At 61.1% G+C, this 17,841-nt stretch carries 13 protein-coding genes and 1 pseudogene; 7 read left to right on the forward strand and 7 right to left on the reverse strand.

The genetic code is table 11. The annotated features are described in order from the left end of the window. Positions 1 to 130: 130 nt before the first annotated feature. The gene (gene acnA / locus VJX68_RS04130; RefSeq protein ID WP_324094390.1) at positions 131 to 2,893 is read left to right on the forward strand and encodes an aconitate hydratase AcnA; all 2,763 of its coding nucleotides are present in this window, start codon (positions 131 to 133) and stop codon (positions 2,891 to 2,893) included. Positions 2,894 to 2,903: 10 nt separating this feature from the next. On the opposite strand, the gene VJX68_RS04135 is transcribed toward acnA, so the two are convergent. The 5 genes from VJX68_RS04135 to VJX68_RS04155 form a co-directional block, all read right to left on the reverse strand. Continuing rightward, on the reverse strand, positions 2,904 to 3,212 hold the full coding sequence (locus VJX68_RS04135; protein WP_324094391.1) for a hypothetical protein: 309 nt from the start codon (positions 3,210 to 3,212) through the stop codon (positions 2,904 to 2,906). A 54-nt stretch (positions 3,213 to 3,266) separates the two neighbouring features. Continuing rightward, positions 3,267 to 4,352 (reverse strand): aminoglycoside phosphotransferase family protein, encoded by a 1,086-nt coding sequence (locus VJX68_RS04140; protein WP_324094392.1) that lies wholly within the window; start codon positions 4,350 to 4,352, stop codon positions 3,267 to 3,269. A gap of 87 nt (positions 4,353 to 4,439) precedes the next feature. After that, positions 4,440 to 5,612, reverse strand: coding sequence for an HlyD family secretion protein (locus tag VJX68_RS04145; RefSeq protein WP_324094393.1), 1,173 nt, complete (start codon positions 5,610 to 5,612; stop codon positions 4,440 to 4,442). A 157-nt stretch (positions 5,613 to 5,769) separates the two neighbouring features. Beyond that, complete coding sequence (locus VJX68_RS04150; RefSeq protein ID WP_324094394.1) at positions 5,770 to 6,567, reverse strand: hypothetical protein; 798 nt, start codon at positions 6,565 to 6,567, stop codon at positions 5,770 to 5,772. Next, complete coding sequence (locus tag VJX68_RS04155; protein WP_324094395.1) at positions 6,492 to 8,624, reverse strand: hypothetical protein; 2,133 nt, start codon at positions 8,622 to 8,624, stop codon at positions 6,492 to 6,494. Before VJX68_RS04155 ends, VJX68_RS04150 begins: the two co-directional genes overlap by 76 nt. Positions 8,625 to 8,827: 203 nt before the next feature. Here VJX68_RS04155 and VJX68_RS04160 point away from each other — a divergent pair, with 203 nt between their 5' ends. After that, positions 8,828 to 10,468: an FHA domain-containing protein gene (locus VJX68_RS04160; protein ID WP_324094396.1), complete on the forward strand. Its 1,641-nt coding sequence runs from the start codon at positions 8,828 to 8,830 to the stop codon at positions 10,466 to 10,468. A 17-nt stretch (positions 10,469 to 10,485) separates the two neighbouring features. Here the strand turns inward: VJX68_RS04160 and VJX68_RS04165 are convergent, their stop codons facing one another. After that, a complete protein-coding gene (locus VJX68_RS04165) occupies positions 10,486 to 11,838 on the reverse strand; it encodes a DUF1329 domain-containing protein (protein ID WP_324094397.1) in 1,353 nt (450 codons plus the stop codon). A gap of 124 nt (positions 11,839 to 11,962) precedes the next feature. Between VJX68_RS04165 and VJX68_RS04170 the strand changes: the two genes are divergently transcribed. After that, positions 11,963 to 12,409: a hypothetical protein gene (locus VJX68_RS04170; RefSeq protein ID WP_324094398.1), complete on the forward strand. Its 447-nt coding sequence runs from the start codon at positions 11,963 to 11,965 to the stop codon at positions 12,407 to 12,409. A 98-nt stretch (positions 12,410 to 12,507) separates the two neighbouring features. Here VJX68_RS04170 and VJX68_RS04175 read toward each other — a convergent pair whose 3' ends face one another. Then, positions 12,508 to 13,155, reverse strand: a complete 648-nt coding sequence (locus VJX68_RS04175; RefSeq protein ID WP_324094399.1) for an SRPBCC family protein — start codon at positions 13,153 to 13,155, stop codon at positions 12,508 to 12,510. A gap of 511 nt (positions 13,156 to 13,666) precedes the next feature. On the opposite strand from VJX68_RS04175, the gene ilvB reads away from it, so the two are divergent. The 4 genes and pseudogenes from ilvB to VJX68_RS04195 all read left to right on the forward strand — a co-directional run. After that, the gene (ilvB, locus tag VJX68_RS04180; protein WP_324094400.1) at positions 13,667 to 15,364 is read left to right on the forward strand and encodes a biosynthetic-type acetolactate synthase large subunit; all 1,698 of its coding nucleotides are present in this window, start codon (positions 13,667 to 13,669) and stop codon (positions 15,362 to 15,364) included. 149 nt (positions 15,365 to 15,513) lie between these two features. Beyond that, positions 15,514 to 16,059, forward strand: coding sequence for a carboxymuconolactone decarboxylase family protein (locus VJX68_RS04185; protein ID WP_324094401.1), 546 nt, complete (start codon positions 15,514 to 15,516; stop codon positions 16,057 to 16,059). Positions 16,060 to 16,754: 695 nt separating this feature from the next. Further along, positions 16,755 to 16,832 (forward strand): annotated as a pseudogene (locus VJX68_RS19280) (zinc-ribbon domain-containing protein); the annotation flags it as partial. 123 nt (positions 16,833 to 16,955) lie between these two features. Next, a partial coding sequence (locus tag VJX68_RS04195; RefSeq protein WP_324094403.1) for an adenylate/guanylate cyclase domain-containing protein occupies positions 16,956 to 17,841 on the forward strand: 886 nt, incomplete at its 3' end.

Consider the following 17,841-nt stretch of genomic DNA (forward strand, 5'->3'; position numbering starts at 1 on the left):
CAGTTGATTGGGCGCGCTCGCGCGCTATTCTGAACGCATAGCAAATTGAATCGGATTGGCTGGCGCGTCGGGTTTCGACACCCGCGTCCGATCATCGTCACAAGCGCGTCAGGAGGGTAGGGCTCTATCAATGGCGACCAACAGTTTCGGTGCTCGTTCGACGCTTACGGTTGATGGCAATAGCTACACGATCTACAAGCTCGACGCGCTTGAGAAGCATGGGTTCTCGCTCGCGCGGATGCCGTATTCGATCAAGGTGATGATCGAGAACGTGCTGCGGCGAGAGGACGGCGTGATCGTGACGACCGGGCAGATTGAGGCGCTGGCCCGATGGAACGGCAAGGGCGGCGAGCGCGAAGTCTCGTTCATGCCGGCGCGCGTGCTCTTGCAGGATTTTACCGGCGTGCCCGTCGTTGCAGACCTGGCGGTGATGCGCGACGCGATCAAAAAGCTCGGCGGCAATCCCGACAAGGTAAGGCCGCTGCAGCCGGTTGATTTGGTGATCGATCATTCTGTGCAGGTCGATTCGTTCGGCACCGCGGGCGCGTTCGCGGCCAATGCGCAACTGGAATTCGATCGCAATCAGGAGCGCTACCTGTTTCTGCGCTGGGGACAGGGCGCCTTCGACAATTTCCGCGTCGTGCCGCCCGACACCGGGATCGTTCATCAGGTGAATCTCGAATATCTCGCGCCGGTGGTTTTCGCGTCGGATAAGGGCGAGGCGTATCCCGACACCGTTATCGGCACCGATTCGCACACGACGATGATCAACGGTCTCGGCGTCGTCGGATGGGGTGTCGGCGGAATCGAAGCCGAGGCCGCGATGCTCGGGCGCTCGATGCCGATGCTGATTCCCGAAGTGATCGGGTTTTGCCTCGCTGGCAGGCTGCGTCCCGGCGCGACCGCGACCGACCTGGTGCTCACGGTCACGCAGATGCTGCGCAAGAAGGGCGTGGTCGGCAAGTTCGTCGAGTACTTCGGGCCGGGCCTTAAGTCGCTGCCGGTCGCGGATCGCGCGACGCTTGGCAACATGTCACCCGAATACGGCGCGACGATGGGATATTTTCCGGTCGACGATCAGACGCTCGCGTATTTGCGGCTGACCGGACGCAGCGACAGCCAGATCAAACTGATCGAGGCCTACTGCAAGGCGCAGGGACTGTTCAATTCGCCCGATGCCCCCGAGCCAAAATTTTCCGACACGCTCGAGCTCGATCTCGGCAGCGTCGTGCCGAGCATGGCGGGGCCGCGCCGTCCACAGGATCGAGTCGCGCTGACGGCGGCGAAAAGCGATTTCCGTCGCGAGCTCGGCAAGGAGTTCGCTGAGCATCCGAGCGTCGATCGCGCGGCACTGGCGGAGTGGGTGGCTGAGGGCGGCAATGCTGCGACGGCGGGCGAGGGGACAATTCTCGAATCGAAGCTCGGGCATATCGCGCACAAGGTCGAAGTGCATTCCGAGGCGGGGAAGTTTCCATTGACGCACGGCTCGATCGTGATTGCCGCGATCACGAGCTGCACCAACACTTCGAATCCTTCCGTGATGCTGGCGGCGGGAATTCTCGCGAAGAAAGCCGTTGCGCGCGGGCTAACAGTGAAGCCGTGGGTGAAGACCAGCCTCGCGCCGGGATCGAAGGTCGTCACGCAGTACCTCAAGCGCGCGGGGCTCACGGAGTCGCTCGAGAAGCTGCGCTTCAACCTGGTCGGTTACGGATGCACCACGTGTATCGGCAACAGCGGGCCGATAGATGAGGCGCTTGCCGACGCGATCAAGCAGGGCAACCTGGTGGCGTGCGCGATCCTCAGCGGCAATCGCAATTTCGAGGGGCGCATCAATCCCGCCGTGCGATTCAACTACCTGGCGTCGCCGCCGCTGGTGGTCGCGTACGCGATCGCGGGCACAATGGACATCGACGTCGAGCATCAGCCGCTCGGCACGGGTTCCGACGGACGTCCGGTGTACCTGCGCGACATCTGGCCTTCGCAGGAGGAAGTCGCGGCGGCGGTGGCGGGTTCGGTTCACGCCTCGTTGTTCAAGAGCGAGTACGGCCAGGTGTTCGAGGGCGACGAGCGATGGAAGAGCCTCAAGGTCCCGGAGGGCAACCTGTTCCGCTGGGCGGAGGATTCGCTGTACGTCAAGGCGCCGCCGTTTTTCGACGGTGTGACTGCGAAGGTTGGCGAGTTCACCGATATCAACGGAGCGCGCGCGCTGGCTGTGTTGGGCGACAGCGTGACCACTGATCATATTTCACCGGCGGGCTCGATCGGCGCCGACAGTCCGGCGGGCAAGTATCTGATCGAGCGCGGTGTGCAGCCCAAGGATTTCAACTCGTACGGCGCGCGGCGCGGAAACCATGAAGTGATGATGCGCGGGACGCTCGCGAATATCCGGCTCAAAAACCTGATGGTGTCCGGCGTCGAGGGTGGCTTCACCGCGCATCAGCCGGACGGCGAGAAGATGACGATTTTCGACGCGTCGGAGCGCTACCGCAAAGAAGGCGTTCCGCTAATCGTGATTGCGGGCAAGGAATACGGCACCGGCTCGTCGCGCGATTGGGCCGCCAAAGGCGTGCAACTGCTCGGCGTGCGCGCGGTGATCGCCGAGAACTTCGAGCGAATCCATCGCAGCAACCTGATTGGGATGGGCGTGCTCGCGCTGGAGTTCAAGGCGGGCGAGAATCGGCAGAAGCTAGGACTCACCGGGCAGGAAGTTTTTTCGATCACCGGACTGAAGGCGGGAATCAAGCCGCGCCAGACGTTGAAGGTGCGTGCGGAATCCGGCGGCAAGACGATCGAGTTCGAGGTGACGATGCGCGCGGACACGCCCGAGGAGGTCGAGTACATCCGGCACGGCGGAATCCTGCCGTTCGTGCTGCGCGAACTGATTCGCGCGTGAGCGATCGCGCCTATTGCGTGTGGCTGCCAGCCGCGCCTGAGAGAGTCGATACGCTCGGAGCGCCAACCGGCGAATGCGCGGGACCTTTCAACGCGGGGTCGTCGCTCGCGACGCATTTGTAGAACGGCTGCATCTTCTTCAGTTGCGCCTTGCACGCGCCTTCGGATTTGAGCGTTTTGAACTTGATCCACTGCGACATTGGCGCCGCACTGTTCATCTTGTAATCGCCCGACGCGTCCTTCACCGGCGGGAAGACCGGCGGCGGCAGCATCAGGTACCAGCTAATCAACACCATCGCGGTCGCATAACACTTTCGCATCCCCGATCAGTTACAGATTTTCTCAGCTGAATGCGATAGGCGCGCGAGCGCGGCTCAGGCCGGTTGCGGCGCGGGCGCATCGAGGCGGACGGACGCGCCGCTCTTGCGGGTGGCGTAGCGGCTCAGCAGCCTCACGACCGCGGGCGTGACTTCGTCAATCGCCTCGCGGCGGAAGCCGACGACCTCCGGACCGCGCGCGCGCATCATCCCGAGCATCGAGAGCCGCAGCAGCGCCGCGACCGCCTGGCAGTAGCGGAAGCGCTCGAAGTCCATCGGCGCCATCGCATGGTAGAGCGGCATGTACAACGCCGCGAAGCTCGCGCGCAGCCCGTTGCCGACGATGTTGTCGCGCATCCATCGCGGCTTCTCGAGCGCCGACGACGACAGAATCACAGCCGTCATCGCGGCGTCGAGATGGCGATCGCCGACATCGGTATTCACCCAATCGATCACGCCGGTCACGCGCACTCCCTCCACCATCACGTTCAGCGGATGGTAGTCCATGTGCACGAGAGAATCCGGGCTGCGGCGAAATTTAAGCGCGCGTTCGGTCACGAGATTCAGCGCCTTGCGCAGACCGGGCAGCGGCCCGGTCTCGACGCGATTGGCGATGATCGCGAGCACGCGATCGAGGAGCGGGGAACCGGCGGCGGCGTCACCGATCGGCGCATACGCGCGCGGAATCTCACGCAGGCCCGCGCTAGCGGGATCGAATTTGTGGAGTTTCGACTGTGTGCGGACGAAAGAAAAAAACGCCATCGAGAAAGTCTTGAACGCGCTCGGAAAGCTGCGGACGGTGAACAGCGGACCGCCCGCCAGCCGCTGCATGATGAGGAACGGCGCGCCAAGCGCGTGGTGGTCAGCCTCGAAGGCGTAGGGGCGCGGGACGGGATAGCCGGCGGCGAACAGGCGATCGATGGTGGTGTGTTCACGATTGCCTTTGGCGTCGGCGGCAGAGCCCTGATAGAAGCGCAAAACCATCGGCACCCCGACCGGGATGGACGCGAACCGCTTCGACGCCGCCTCGAGTGTGAACTCGAAGACCGTGGTTTCCCATCCGCTGGCGAGGACGCTCAGGCGCACGACCGGCGCTCCGAGGTATGCTGAGAGCCGTTGCGCGATGTCGTGCGGATCGATCATTGGACAAACGCGGGCGGAAAATCCGCGCGAACCGCAGCGTAGTACACACGGGAATCAGGCGCAATTGACCTGACACGCGTGTCAGGTCTAATGCGGCAGTTGCATTGAATGTTGCGTGCTGGTGTCGGGCGCGGGTTCGGTTGGCGACGGGGGCATCGGCGCCATCTTCAGAGTCTCGTTGGGCAGCGTCTGGCCGTCTTTCTGATAATGCTGTTGCACCATCGAGGACAGCAGCGGTCCGCTGCGATCGCCCAGATCGATCGCTACTTCGACCGACAGTCCCAGCCGCAGCGGCTTGTCTTCGGGCACCGGACCCTCGATCACCATCTTGACCGGCACCCGCTGCACGACCTTGACCCAGTTGCCGGTCGCGTTCTCCGGCGGCAGCAGTGAGAACGCCGCGCCGGTGCCCATGCTGATCGAATCGACGTGTCCATTGTAGGTGTAGCCGGGATAGATGTCCGCCGCGATCTCGGCCTTCTGCCCGACGCGCACGTCGGTCAGCTGGGTCTCCTTGAAGTTTGCCGTGATGTAGAGCTTGCCGAGCGGGACGACTGCGAGTAGCGGCTCGCCGACCTGGACCCGATTGCCGACGTGGGCGGTCTTGTGCGTCACGACGCCGGCGAACGGCGCTGTCAGTTTCGTGTAGCCGAGATCGAGCTTGGCCGCTCCCAGAGCGGCCTCGGCCTGCTTGACGACCGGACGGCCGTAGCGTGATTGGTCGTCGTGCTGCGTGCCCAGAGCGGCCTCAGCCTGCGTCAACTGATGCTCCGCCAATGCTTCATCGGCGACCGCGATGCGCAATCCGGTGTTGGCCTGATCGAATTGCTGAGCGGAAACCACGCCCTGTTCCTTCAGCGACTTGGCGCGTTCGAAATCGATCCTCGCCTGTTTCAGCTGCGACTGCACCAGCGACACGCCCGACCGCGCGGCTTGAACTCCCGCGTACAGCTCATCGACCGACTGCTTTGCGCGCTCCAGCTGAGCCTGCGCCTGCTCGACCTTGACGTCGAAGTCGCGCTGATCAAGCGTCAACAACAACTGCCCTTCCTTCACCGTCCAGTTGTCCTCGACGTAAACGTTGGTGACGGTGCCGGCGACGCGCGAGGAAACCAGCGCGACCGTCCCGTCAACGTAAGCGTCGTCGGTGGTGACGTGGCTCTCGATGTATCGGTAGTAGTGAAAGCCCGGAATCGCGGCGGCGGCGATCGCAATTATGACCACTACCAACAGTACCCGGCGCACTAGCTGCGAGTTCATAGAATGATTTCAGGGGCGGGAAGATCCAGGTGCGTTGCTCGCGTCACTGACTTGTTACAGAGGCTAAGTATGACGAATGCGGGAGGCTGTCAAATGTAGCTGGGGCGATTCGGCGGATCGCGCGCCAGGCGGACGATGACTCAACGCGCGGCACGAGTCAGGGCTGGCGGATCGTCAGATTCGGACCTTTCTTCTCGCTAGCCACGACTTGGGGGACGCATGGCTGGCCGGGCATCGTTGGCGTGCAGAACGTCATGTTCGCGGTAAAAGTCCCGAAATCCTGGCTGCCATAAAAGGTGGCGTCCACTTTTCCGTCCGGCGTGTCGAACAGGATCAACGTCGGCGCGCGCGACTGGATTATGAATCCCGTTTGGATGTCCTCGACCAGCGCCTGGTAGTGTTCATTGAGCGGACCGCTCAGGAAAATCCGCAGGTCCGGATCCGCAGGCGACGCGATCGTGCCGAGAACACCTCCGATCTGCACCGACACGCTGCCGAAGGGCGCGCTGGTGGACTGCAGCTGGGCCACGTGGTTGCCGGTGATTATTTCGACGCTCAGCAGGTTGGTGCTGCTGGTGGTTTTAGTCGCGACAACGGCGGCCGGCAGGACGTTGTTGCAGATCACGATGCTAAGCGGGACGTTGCCCTGCAGCGTCCAGGACGATCGCGTGTCCGATACGGTCGCGGTGAATGGCGTGCCTACGGCGCCGAGGATCTCATACGACGTCAGCTTCGGGCCGTTGGGCGTGTTGCCGACGCTCCCGGAAAATCCAGTCTGGTTGTTGCAGGCCGCGACTGAAACCGCGAGCGCCGCGCCGATCACGCCCATCGACAACAAGGTCCGCGCGAGATGCCGCATCGCCCGGCTTGCCATCGCGCTCACGGTGTTGGTGTCGCCGTCGGCGTCGGGAGCGGCGGTAACGGCTGAATGACGGTGTTGCAGATGCCCGGGCATGAGCCATCGGGATTCGAGCAGGTGGTCGGGCATTTGATCGCCGGCGTTGGCGTCGGACTCGGCCCACCGGCTAGCGGTGCGGGCGGAATGATGACGGTCGCTTGGGTTCCGTCGACCGGCTCCGGCGAAGGAATCGCAATGGGCACCACGCTGGGCTCGGGTACCGGAAGCTGAAACTCTTGGATCTGGTAAGTGTCCGCAGGAGCGCAGAAACCGTATCTGTTGCTCGAACCGGGAAGCGGCGCCTGATCTTGCACAAGACTGCTTGTTATCTGCACATCCTCCATCGCCGCCAGGTCTTCTTTCGACAAGACTACCGAAGAGCCGAGATTGGCGTTGGCGACATTACCGATGACGCTGCCGTGACCAATGCAGTTGATGGTTTGTTCGACGGGAAAAGTAGCCGTCGTGGTACTGCATGCTCCCGGCATTGTCGGCGGTATTGGCCCCGTCACGCCAGACATCACCGCGATGGTGTGGCCTTGATATGGGTCGGAGGACCCCTGATAAAGATCGATCGTTGTCGCGAACAGATCGAACGTTCTGACGGCCTCCAGCGGAAAAGGCGTCGTCGGAACGTTCAAGGTAAAATTGACCGAGCCAGGGTTTGAGTTCTTGACAATAACGGGCATCTGGAGCGCGCTTTGAATATTGTTGGTACCCGTGTCTTCGGCAAAAACTTCGACCAAGGTGGTCTGCCCTGAGGGCGGCGGAAATATCGGGATGGTGCCGGTGATATATCCCGTGTTCAGTGCCAGGTTACACGGGCCGAAAGTGGTGCTGGTGGGACCGGTGGTGCAAGTGCCACCGCTTTTCTTGCCGGCGCCCGAGCTCGGAATTGCCTGGACCAGCAAAGTATCGTAACCAGGCGCGCTGATCTCCATCACATAGCTGCCCTTCTTCGGCGGCACCGGAACGTTTTGGAACTCCGGCGGGATAGTGATAGTTCCCGGCAGCGGGAAGTCGCCTGCGTTGTCGGTATTCGCGGTCGCGACGGTGACGCATTGATCAGGAGTCAGCAGGCAGTCAGCCGTAAGGTTGTTAACGGGCGGAATCAGCAATTGCAGCGTCGCACCGATGATGGGCTTATTGGCGACACAATTGTCGGTTATCTGACCGGTGATATTGCCAAGCGTCTGGTTTCCGGTGAGGCTATTTGCACCCGTGAAATCGGCGGTTATCGATTGGCCCGGGTATAGCGGCACCAACCGTTCCGCCGCATAGGTGTCTCCGCCGCCGGCCACTGCGAGGTCATAGAGGGTTCCAAACCCATTTGGCGACGCCAACATGCCGCCCGCCGCGGGGAGGGACAGGGTGTACTGGCCGTTGTGCACCTTAGCGCTCGCAATTTCGGTCCCTGTTCCGATCGCTTCCGCTGTCACCGCCAATTTGCGGACTTTCGTCGTCGTGCTGCTCGTGCCCGTGCCTTTGTTGACGTTTACCGATCCCGTGACTGTACCGAGCACTGAAATTGGAAGCGTGTTCAGCGTGACGCTCACCAGGTACGCACCGCCCGGACCCGTCGGCGCCTGATTGACCACCATCGATAGTTGCAGGACCAACGGCGCCAGTTTTCCATTTCCCGGCGCGACCAGCCCGCCCGGACTCGTGTCCGACACCGATATGACGTTGCCGTTATTCAACGTGATGGGGTAAGCGATGCATCCGTCACTGCTGTTGTTGCCGGCGGGCGGCGCCAGCGGACAGTTCGGGATCAACTCGCCGGGATTGGTCGTATCGAGCAATATCTGGGCGACGTGGTAGGTATTAGCCTGCACGCCGGCAGTGTTGAAGAGCTGGGGTACGTTTTGCGAAGTGTTGAGATCGATCTGCAGCTCCGCCAGCTGGCCGTTGCCTCCAATCCCGGGCGGCGTCGGAATGTTCTGCCATTTGCCGCTGCCGGGCCCCGCGCTCGCGTTGCTATTGAGGCGAACTGATTGAACATTGAGTAGAACGTTTTGAAATCCCGGCGGCGGAACACCGACAAATCCCACTACGACCGACGCGTTTTTGCCGGCCCGGGCCGGTTCGGCTCCGCCCAGCAGCAAGCAAATCACGATGAAGAAAGGTATTATCCGGCCGCGAGCAGTCCGATGCACAAAAAAATCTTTCACTCGGAATCCATCAAAGAAGAATTCGGTCAGCGATTGGGATAACCTAACCGGTGTGCGAAGGCAAGAATACATTGGCTTACGCGAACGTCAAATCGATCACGGAGCTTGACTGATTGCCTTCCCGATCCGGAGAATTACTGCCATCGATGAACTCCTCGAATAGAAACCCCCGCCGCTGCATCCTCGCACTTCTTTTTCTGCTCTTCGTCGCGGCTCGGGCGACTGTGGCCGGCGCGAGCTTGAAAATCACCACTGGCAATCCGGGCCTCGAGCATTTCGATGCCGACGGCGGCGTCCAGCTCGACTTCGGTTTGACCGACGAGAATGGCAATCCGGTCGGCAACCTGCGTCCCGACAACGTGAAAGTCTTCGAAGACGGCAAGGAAGCCAAGATTATCGATTTTCGCGGCGTCGGCCAGGGCCGCCCGACCGACATCGTCTTCGTCATCGACGTAACGGAGTCGATGCAACCTTATATCGACGCGGTCAAGCAGAACATGATCGCGTTCGCCCACGACCTCGCCGCGAACAATCGCGACTATCGTCTTGGCCTCGTCACCTTCGAGGACTACGTCGTTTCCCAGTATCCCGACTGCAATTGCGACTATCGCAACGCGTTGACCTCCGACGTCAACAAGTTCGTCAGTTGGGTCGGCACCTTGCACGCGGGCGGCGGCGGCGACATCCCCGAGGACCAGCTCGACGCACTCGCGTATGCCTCGACCTTGCCGTTCCGCCCCGAAGCGCAAGCCATTCTGATCCTCATCACAGACGCTCCCTGCCATAAGGCTGGGGACGGCCCCGACCGCGGCGGCGATCAGGCCTACCGCGACCATCATCCGGGCGACAATGACGTCACCGAGGAGACCGGCGACAAGGTCGCCGAGATGCTCAAGAAAAATGGGCTCACTCTGTACGCGGTGGTGCCGCCGCCGTTCATCGAGCCCGCGTACCAGGAAATCGTCGATGCGACTCACGGCCGTTCGTACAATATCATCACAGAGGAAGGGCGGTTCGCGTCGCTGGTGCGCGAAATCGGCCATTCGATCGCGACCGAGTATTCGCTGACCTATCGGACCCCGCGGCCGATTGAAGACGGTACCAATCGCAGTGTCCAGTTGAAGATCGACTACAACAGCGAAGCGGGCGACGCTGAGACCTCGTACCAGGTGCGCGGCCTCGGTGGCGCCGCGATCAACGTGCCCGAGGACTCGGGCGCGGGCGGCGGAAACTCGACCGGCACGGGCCTTAAGCAATTCTCCTTCAACTGGTGGAACGGCGCGGTGCCGCTGATCGCAATCCTCGGGCTGTTCGGGCTCTCGCGAATGAGGTTCGGGGTCTCGCCTGAAGAACTGAAAGCTATTGTCGAGGCGCAGGGCGCACCCTCAATCCGGATACCGTCCTCCCCTGCGCCGGCGGCGCGCACCGCGCAGCGCGCGCCTGCACGACCGCCGCAATCGCCGATCACCGCACCTCGCGGCGCGGGAAATACCCAGGGCGCGCGGCTGGTCGCCGTCGATCGCATCGATCCGGTGCCGGCCGAATACTCGCTGATGAAGGACGAGATATCCATCGGCCGCGGCGAGGACAACGACGTCGTCATTCCGCACGCCAGCGTGTCGCGGCAGCACGCGCGCCTGATACGCCGCGACGGTGGCTTCGAGCTGATGGACCTGAATTCGACCAACGGCAGCTACGTCGACGATCGCCAGATCCACGGCTCGGCCTTTCTCAGCGCCGGCAGCCGCCTGCGCTTGGGCGACATCCGCTTCGTTCTGCAGCTATAGTCCGCGATTCTTTCCGTTCAGTGCCCCTCTCTGGACAGTGCCTGCGGCGAGAGGAAAGTGTTGGTCACGACTCCCATGTCGATATACCAGCATTCACGATCGGGCGCGGTCTTTCCTGGCATATAAACCACTGAGCTGTAGCCGCTGACGAGATCTTCATCCACCAGCCCGACCTGGAACATCCGCTTGTATGGATAGATGGCGACTCTCGCGTCGGGCACCGGCCGGTCGCGATAAGTATTGAAGGTCGCGATCGTCTTCCACAGTTTGCCTTCGCGATCGTACTGATCCGACGCCGTCACGAACCATCCTTCCGAGTCGATATAGAGGATTCGCTTGGGTATCGTCGTACCCAGACCCGGCTTCACGTTCGCCTCGATCACGTACAGATGCCGTAGCTCCCAGTTCTCGGGGCAGATCGTCTTGCCGCCATCGAACGGGCATTGCGGCGCCGGCGAATGCTCGGCGTGCACTGACGCCAGCATCTCCTTCTCGCCCAGGAAGCGGTAAGTGAAGTCTTCTATCTTCGCCGAAAAGCCGAAGTACGAATCCGCATCGAGCGTATTGGCGTAGGCCGTCGCTCCGCTCACTCCTCCCATGCCGCCCCCGCCCATACCGCCGCCACCCCCGCCGCCGCCGAATCCCCCCAACGCCCCCGTACTGTCCGCGAGCAGCCCCGCCGATTCACGGCGCAACTTGCGTGTTCCCGGACTGTACACCCAGACGTTGTCCTCTTTTTTGGGATCGATATAACGTTCCCGTGTCATCCCGTAGCCCCTCAATGCGGTCGGCTCGAGGAATGGAAAGAAGCCAAAGCGGTAACGAAGGCCGCTGGCCCGGGCGTCGGGATCGGTCGGTATCGGCGGCACTTCGATCCGGCCGATATTGTTGTAGAACGCGAAGTGCCCCACCGTGTAGTAGCTCAGCGGCCAGCCGGAGGCGCGTTTGTCGAAGGTGGCAACCTCTGGATACCGCATATCGATGTCGTCGCTGTACAGCGGCCGGTAACTGAAATTCCACATCACCTTGGTCGCCATCTGCGGATCATTCGGATCGAGCAGCGGAAACGGTTGCCCCGCGACATAACCCTTCAGCGTGCCGTCCGGCCCAAGCTGGACCTGCGGCGAGTACTGCTCGGTCGCGGATTTGAACGGCGGCGGCCAATCGAGCTTGTCGGTCGGCACAATCCTCAGCTGCATGCCCTCCTGCACCAATACGTAATTGCCGGGGCTGAGCAGCGCGGCCACCTTATATGCGTTGTCCTTCGTGATCACATCGCCGGGTTTGACCGCGGCTTGCGCCGGCGCCAACGCGCACAGCATAACCGCCAACAGGGTTCCAGCCGCGAATTGAAGCGAAAACAGTCTCATGAGTCCTCCGATAGTGCGTCGGCGCTTATCTTACAGTGGTTAGGTTCGTATCGAAAACGTCTTGCTTGATCGTTCGTCGCCGCGCTCCCTATGATTTGGCAAGGAGCGGCCCGAGGTCACCCGCATGAAACAAACTATTTCCAAAATCGCGATGTTCGCGATCGCGCTTTCGGCAATCATGTTTATTGCCACTCGCACAGACGCGCAGATGCGCCCGATGATGATCCCGCTCACCACCACCCTGGTCATCACCAAACCCGCGCCGGGGACAATTTTCGGCAACCAGCAGGTGGTCACGATGGGCGTCGACGGCAAGACCTACAAGTTCGTGCTGAACGACGCCTACGTTGACGATCCCAGGGGCATCATCCACTGGCCCGACATCTGGGAATTGGTTCGCCAATACAAACCAAACTTCAACGTAACCGGCATCGGCGAAGACACGTTCGCAAAAATGCAACCCGGCGAAACCTTGACCGTGCGCGGCATGTTCTCCGGCAACAATCAGACCTACGAAGTGATGGGCACCCAACCCGGCGGCGGCAACTTCGCCCCCGCGGAGCATTACTAGAGAAGGCCACGGTCGGCTCCGAATCCAACCTAGCCCGTTACTTTACGGGAGAGGCGGCCAGCCGCATCGCGGCCGGCGGTGAGGGTTCTGCGATCACATCACAAAAGCCTGGCTGCTCGCTTTTTTTGCGTCGTCTTTCTCGTGTCATTGTAGAGCGAAAGCTGCTCGAGCGAAGAATCCCGGCTCCGACTCCCAGTGACGGTTCTGCGGCGCATGCAGAATCTCAACGCGATTTTTCCCCTTCCCTCGAGGGAACGGGTTAGGTTGCCGCGCATCGCTCGCGCCCATTTATCCCCCATAATCTCCGCGAGCTTGCTCTCTCTGTGATCGAAAATCTGCGCGAGGCTTCGCTTGACGAACAGGTAATACCCAATCTCGCCGAGCGGCCCCAGCGGCATCGCATACTCGACCCGATCCTTCATCTCTGTCGATTCGCCGCCAATGTCCTTGAACGTATGGCTATGACGCCAAAACGCGTACGGCCCTTTCTCCTGCACGTCGACAAACTTCTTCGGCGCCTCGACGATTTCAATCCGAGTCCGCCAATGGACCGGCACGCCATACAGCCGAATCTGGTAGTCGATCACCGTCCCGGGGTGCATGACTTCGGGCGGCGGCGAGAGAAATCTAAAATTCAGAAACGCCGGCGTAAGCCGCTGGAGATTGTGCGGATCGGCGAAAAATCTGAAGGTCTCGGCCAGCGGTCTGGGCACAATCTGCGTGCGTTCAAGGATGCGGACTTTCATGCAGTCGAGAGTACGGGATTCGTGCACCTGAAACATCGGATTTCGTGACCTCTTCTCCGACAAGATCTAGGACACCGCAGCCAGCGCGCAGTCTCTTGTCGTCCTGACGAAGCGAGCAACGCGAGCGGCAGGAAGGATCTGGACAGCTTCGCGCCAGCGAAGCCGGTTCCGGTTTCCGAAAATCGCGCAGCGCTCCTCTATCACAGGGGGGGATGAACTATTCAGCCTGACCCCGGCGCGCCCGCCGTGCTAAACCTACTGTATGGCCAACACTCAGGATCCTCCAAACTCGCTCAGCACCCACGTCTTTTCGCGCACGACAACGCAAGCTCGAAACACAATTTTGACGGAACGAAACTACCCTTGGTGTACGAGGCGCCACTTCACCACAAGGTAAGGTATGCAAAACGGATGGCGCCGCTCGCCCGAAACAGCACAAGTTGTGCCGGTATCCGTGCGTAGTGTACCTTTGTAGGCTCAAATCAAGGGAAAATTGCCCAAAATTCGGTAAATGAAAAAACTTACAGGAGCACAAATCGTTATCGAGAGCCTGATCGCCGAAGGCGTCGATGTCATCTTCGGTTATCCCGGCGGCGCCATCCTGCCAACTTACGATGCGCTACTCGACTCAAAGATCAAGCACGTCCTCGTCCGCCACGAACAGGGCGCGACCCACATGGCCGAGGGCTATGCCCGCGTCAGCGGACGCCCCGGCGTTGTCCTCGTTACCTCCGGGCCCGGCGCGACCAACACCGTCACCGGAATCGCCGATGCGTACATGGACTCCACCCCGATGGTGGTCCTGTCGGGACAGGTCCCGACCACGATGATCGGCAACGACGCTTTCCAGGAAGCGGACTTCGTCGGCATCACGCGTCCGTGCACCAAGCACAATTTCCTCGTCAAGAACGTCAAGGACATCTCGCGCATCATCAAGGAAGCCTTCTATATCGCCGGCAGCGGACGTCCCGGCCCGGTCGTGGTCGATCTGCCCAAGGACGTGCAACAGGCCGAGCACGCCCTCCACCTTTCCGAGAAAGTTGAACTGCGCGGCTACAAGCCGACGATTCGCGGCAACCCCCGGCAAATCGAGCGCGCCATCGAAGCGATCGAGAAAAGCTCGACTCCCCTGTTCTACGTCGGCGGCGGCGTGCAATGGTCCGGCGCCGCGTCCGAGTTGCGCGAACTGGTTAAAGGACTGGGTATTCCAGTTACCGAGACTTTGATGGGACTGGGCTCGTACCCGGCCTCCGACTCACTACGGCTCGGGATGCTCGGGATGCACGGCTCGTACGGTACCAACACCGCGGTCTGCAACACCGACTGCCTAATCGCAGTCGGTGCGCGCTTCGACGATCGCGTCACCGGCAAGATATCCGAATTCGCGCCGAAGGCCGAGACGATTATCCACATGGACATCGATCCGTCGTCCATTTCGAAGAACGTCAAGGTCGATATACCTATTGTCGGCGATATCAAGTCAGTCCTCACTGACATGCTGACTCAGATCAAAGGCCGCGAGAGTATAGCGAAGCGCCGCGCCGACTGGACCAAGTGGCATCAGCAGATCCTCAAGTGGCAGAAGGAGAAACCGCTCTACGAGAACGGTCATCGTGGCGAGAGCGTCTCCCCGCTCGACGTTATTGCCGAGATGCACAACATCACCAAGGGCGACTGCATAGTAGCCACTGACGTCGGACAGCATCAGATGTGGGTAGCGCAGATGTTCCCGTTTGAGCATCCGCGCTCGTGGCTGACCTCGGGCGGACTGGGTACCATGGGTTACGGACTGCCCGCGGGAATCGGTGCGACCTTCGCCGCCCCCGACAAGAAAGTAGTAGTAGTCTCTGGCGACGGCTCGATCCAGATGAATATCCAGGAACTGGGTACTGCGGTCCAATACAAAGTAGATATCAAAGTAATCATTCTCAATAACTACTTCCTCGGAATGGTTCGCCAATGGCAGGAGAAGTTCTACGCCGAACGGTATTCCTACTCCGCGATGTCGGTGCCGAATTTCGTCAAGCTGGCCGACGCGTACGGCGCGCGCGGCTTCCGAATCGAGAAATCGAAAGACCTCGTCGCGACGATGAAAGAAGCATTCGCGACGCCCGGCCCGGTGTTAATCGACGTCGTGATCCCGAAGGAAGAAGCCGTGATGCCGATGATTCCGCCCGGCGGCGCGATGTCCGAGATGCTGTTCGCCTGAGTTTTTTCCCCTCTCCCTGCAAGGGAGAGGATCGAAGGTGAGGGTCCTTATACAGCGCGCATCTTTTGCGCGCGATTCAAGATTCTGCCGCTGCTCTGAACGCGAGCGCAGGCTATGCAAACGGAGACGCAAGATAGCGAGGTGCACACATGGCGGCGCGCGTACCATACCTGAATCGCGAAGACCTTCCCGAAGCCGACCGCGTGATCTTCGACAACCTCGCCGCCGAGCGCGGCGGCACCGTCGGCAACATTTTCAAGGCACTCGCGCATACGCCAAACCTGCTCCGCCGCTTCTGCCAGATCGGCAGCGAGCTTCGCAACAAGACCGAGCTCGATCCAAAGCTCCGTGAGCTCGCTATCTGCACCGTCGGCAGGCTCACCGATGCGCAGTACGAGTTCGTGCATCACTGGAACATCGCACGCCGCGTCGGCGTCTCGCGCGAGCAGCTCGAAGCGCTCGCCGATTGGGAGAAGTCCCCGAAGTTCAGCGACAGCGAGCGCGCCGTGATTCGCTATGCGGTCGAGGCGACCAACAACGTGCGCGTGACCGACGCAACCTGGAATGCGCTGAAGACCTTTCTCGACACGCGACGCCTGATGGAACTGGTGCAGAACGTCGCCTTCTACAACATGGTCGTGCGCGTGCTGGTGCCGGTTGGCGTCGAGCTCGAGCCAGACATCAAAAAACTCTGAGTTTGCGCGCTTAATTCAGCGTTGTCTTCAGCGAGGGCGTGGTCGCACGGCCAGCTTGTTTGGTGGGTTTCTAACGCTGGTGCCAAATAGGTGCCAACTTTCGACCAAAAGCAGGGGTTTTTTGGAGGCTTGGTTAGGGGTCGAAAACGCGCCTCAGCTCGACGGCCGATCAGGTCCGCCCAAGGGCAGGAACCGGAGTGTTCCTTATGCCCATGGGTGCCGTGCTGCATACCTCCAAAAATCGAGAGACGATGGAGAGAGGTGGGACACGGGAGGTTCTGAAACTCTCTTGAGAGACAGGCAGGGTAATAGAGCAGGTGCTTAGTCGGTTGCTGAATTTTGTAGGTCTTTGCGGATCGTCGTCACCACTGCCACCCTCGTCACCGTGAGCGTGTAGGAGGGGCGCCGCGTAGACCCCACCCCGTCTATGCTTTTTCTCGTCGCGGCGGGCGGCACGGTGCGCAAATCCACTGGCGGCGGCGTGAGAGTCTGCTTGCTTAGAGCTTTTTGCGCAATTTCCGGCGCTCAGGAAAAGTTGGAAGCGGACGTAGCCCGAGACGGGACAGTACTGATTCGTTTCGACCCACTCACGATCCGCTCTCTGAGCGTTTTCGCACCGCTGTCCAGGTCCCGCGTCTTTCAATTAGGCCGCCCAATCGCGATACTCGGCCTTGAGCACGTGAAAAGGGGTCGAGATGCGCTGCTCAAAATGCGGGACGAATAACCCCTCGACAAACAACTTCTGCGCGAAGTGTGGGAACGCGCTCGCGAAGCATTGCGCAAAGTGCAAGGCGGAGAACCCTCCGACATCCGACTTCTGCGGCAAGTGCGGCGCTTCGCTCAATGATGCGCGAGCACCAGCCGCAACTTCTTCGTCGCCCGGTTTAGACTCCGGGGTGCGCATCGCGCCTGAGAGTAGCTCAACGGAAGCGCTCGACGGCGAGCGCAAGACCGTCACCGCTCTTTTCGCCGACATCAAGGGCTCGACCGAGCTCGAGCAGGATCTCGACCCCGAAGAAGCGCGGGCCATCGTCGATCCGGCGCTGAAGCTGATGATCGACGCGGTCCATCGCTACGACGGCTACATCGTGCAGAGCACCGGCGACGGCATCTTCGCGCTGTTCGGCGCGCCGGTTGCGCATGAGGATCATCCGCAGCGCGCGCTATATGCGGCACTGCGCATGCAGGAGGAGTTGAAAAAATATTCGGCGAGATTGCGCGAGGCCGGCAACCTACCGATCGAGGCACGCGTCGGTGTGAATACCGGCGAGGTCGTGGTTCGATCGATCGCCACCGGCCAAAGCCACACCGAATACGCGCCGATCGGCCATACAACCAATCTCGCATCACGCATGCAGGCGCTCGCGCCGACCGGGTCGATCGCGATCAGCGAGCAGACCCGCAAATTCGTGGAGGGATATTTCCAGCTCAAGTCGCTGGGTCCGAGCAAAGTCAAAGGCGTGAGCGAACCGGTCAACGTCTATGAGGTGACCGGTCTTGGACCGCTGCCCACGCGGCTCCAGCGAGCCGCCGGGCGCGGATTCACGAAGTTCGTCGGCCGGCAGCGCGAAATGGACGCCATGAAGGCGGCCGCCGAGCAGGCCAAGGCCGGGCACGGGCAAATCGTTGCCGCGATGGCCGAGCCGGGGGTTGGCAAGTCGCGCCTGCTTTTCGAATTTAAGGCTACCAGCGCGGCGGGCTGGATGGTGCTCGAGGCCTTCTCGGTCTCGCACGGCAAGGCTTCCGCATTCCTGCCAGTGATCGATCTTCTGCATGGATATT

The sequence above is a fragment of the Binatus sp. (SeqCode) genome, from assembly GCF_035272065.1.
GTDB lineage: Bacteria > Desulfobacterota > Binatia > Binatales > Binataceae > Binatus.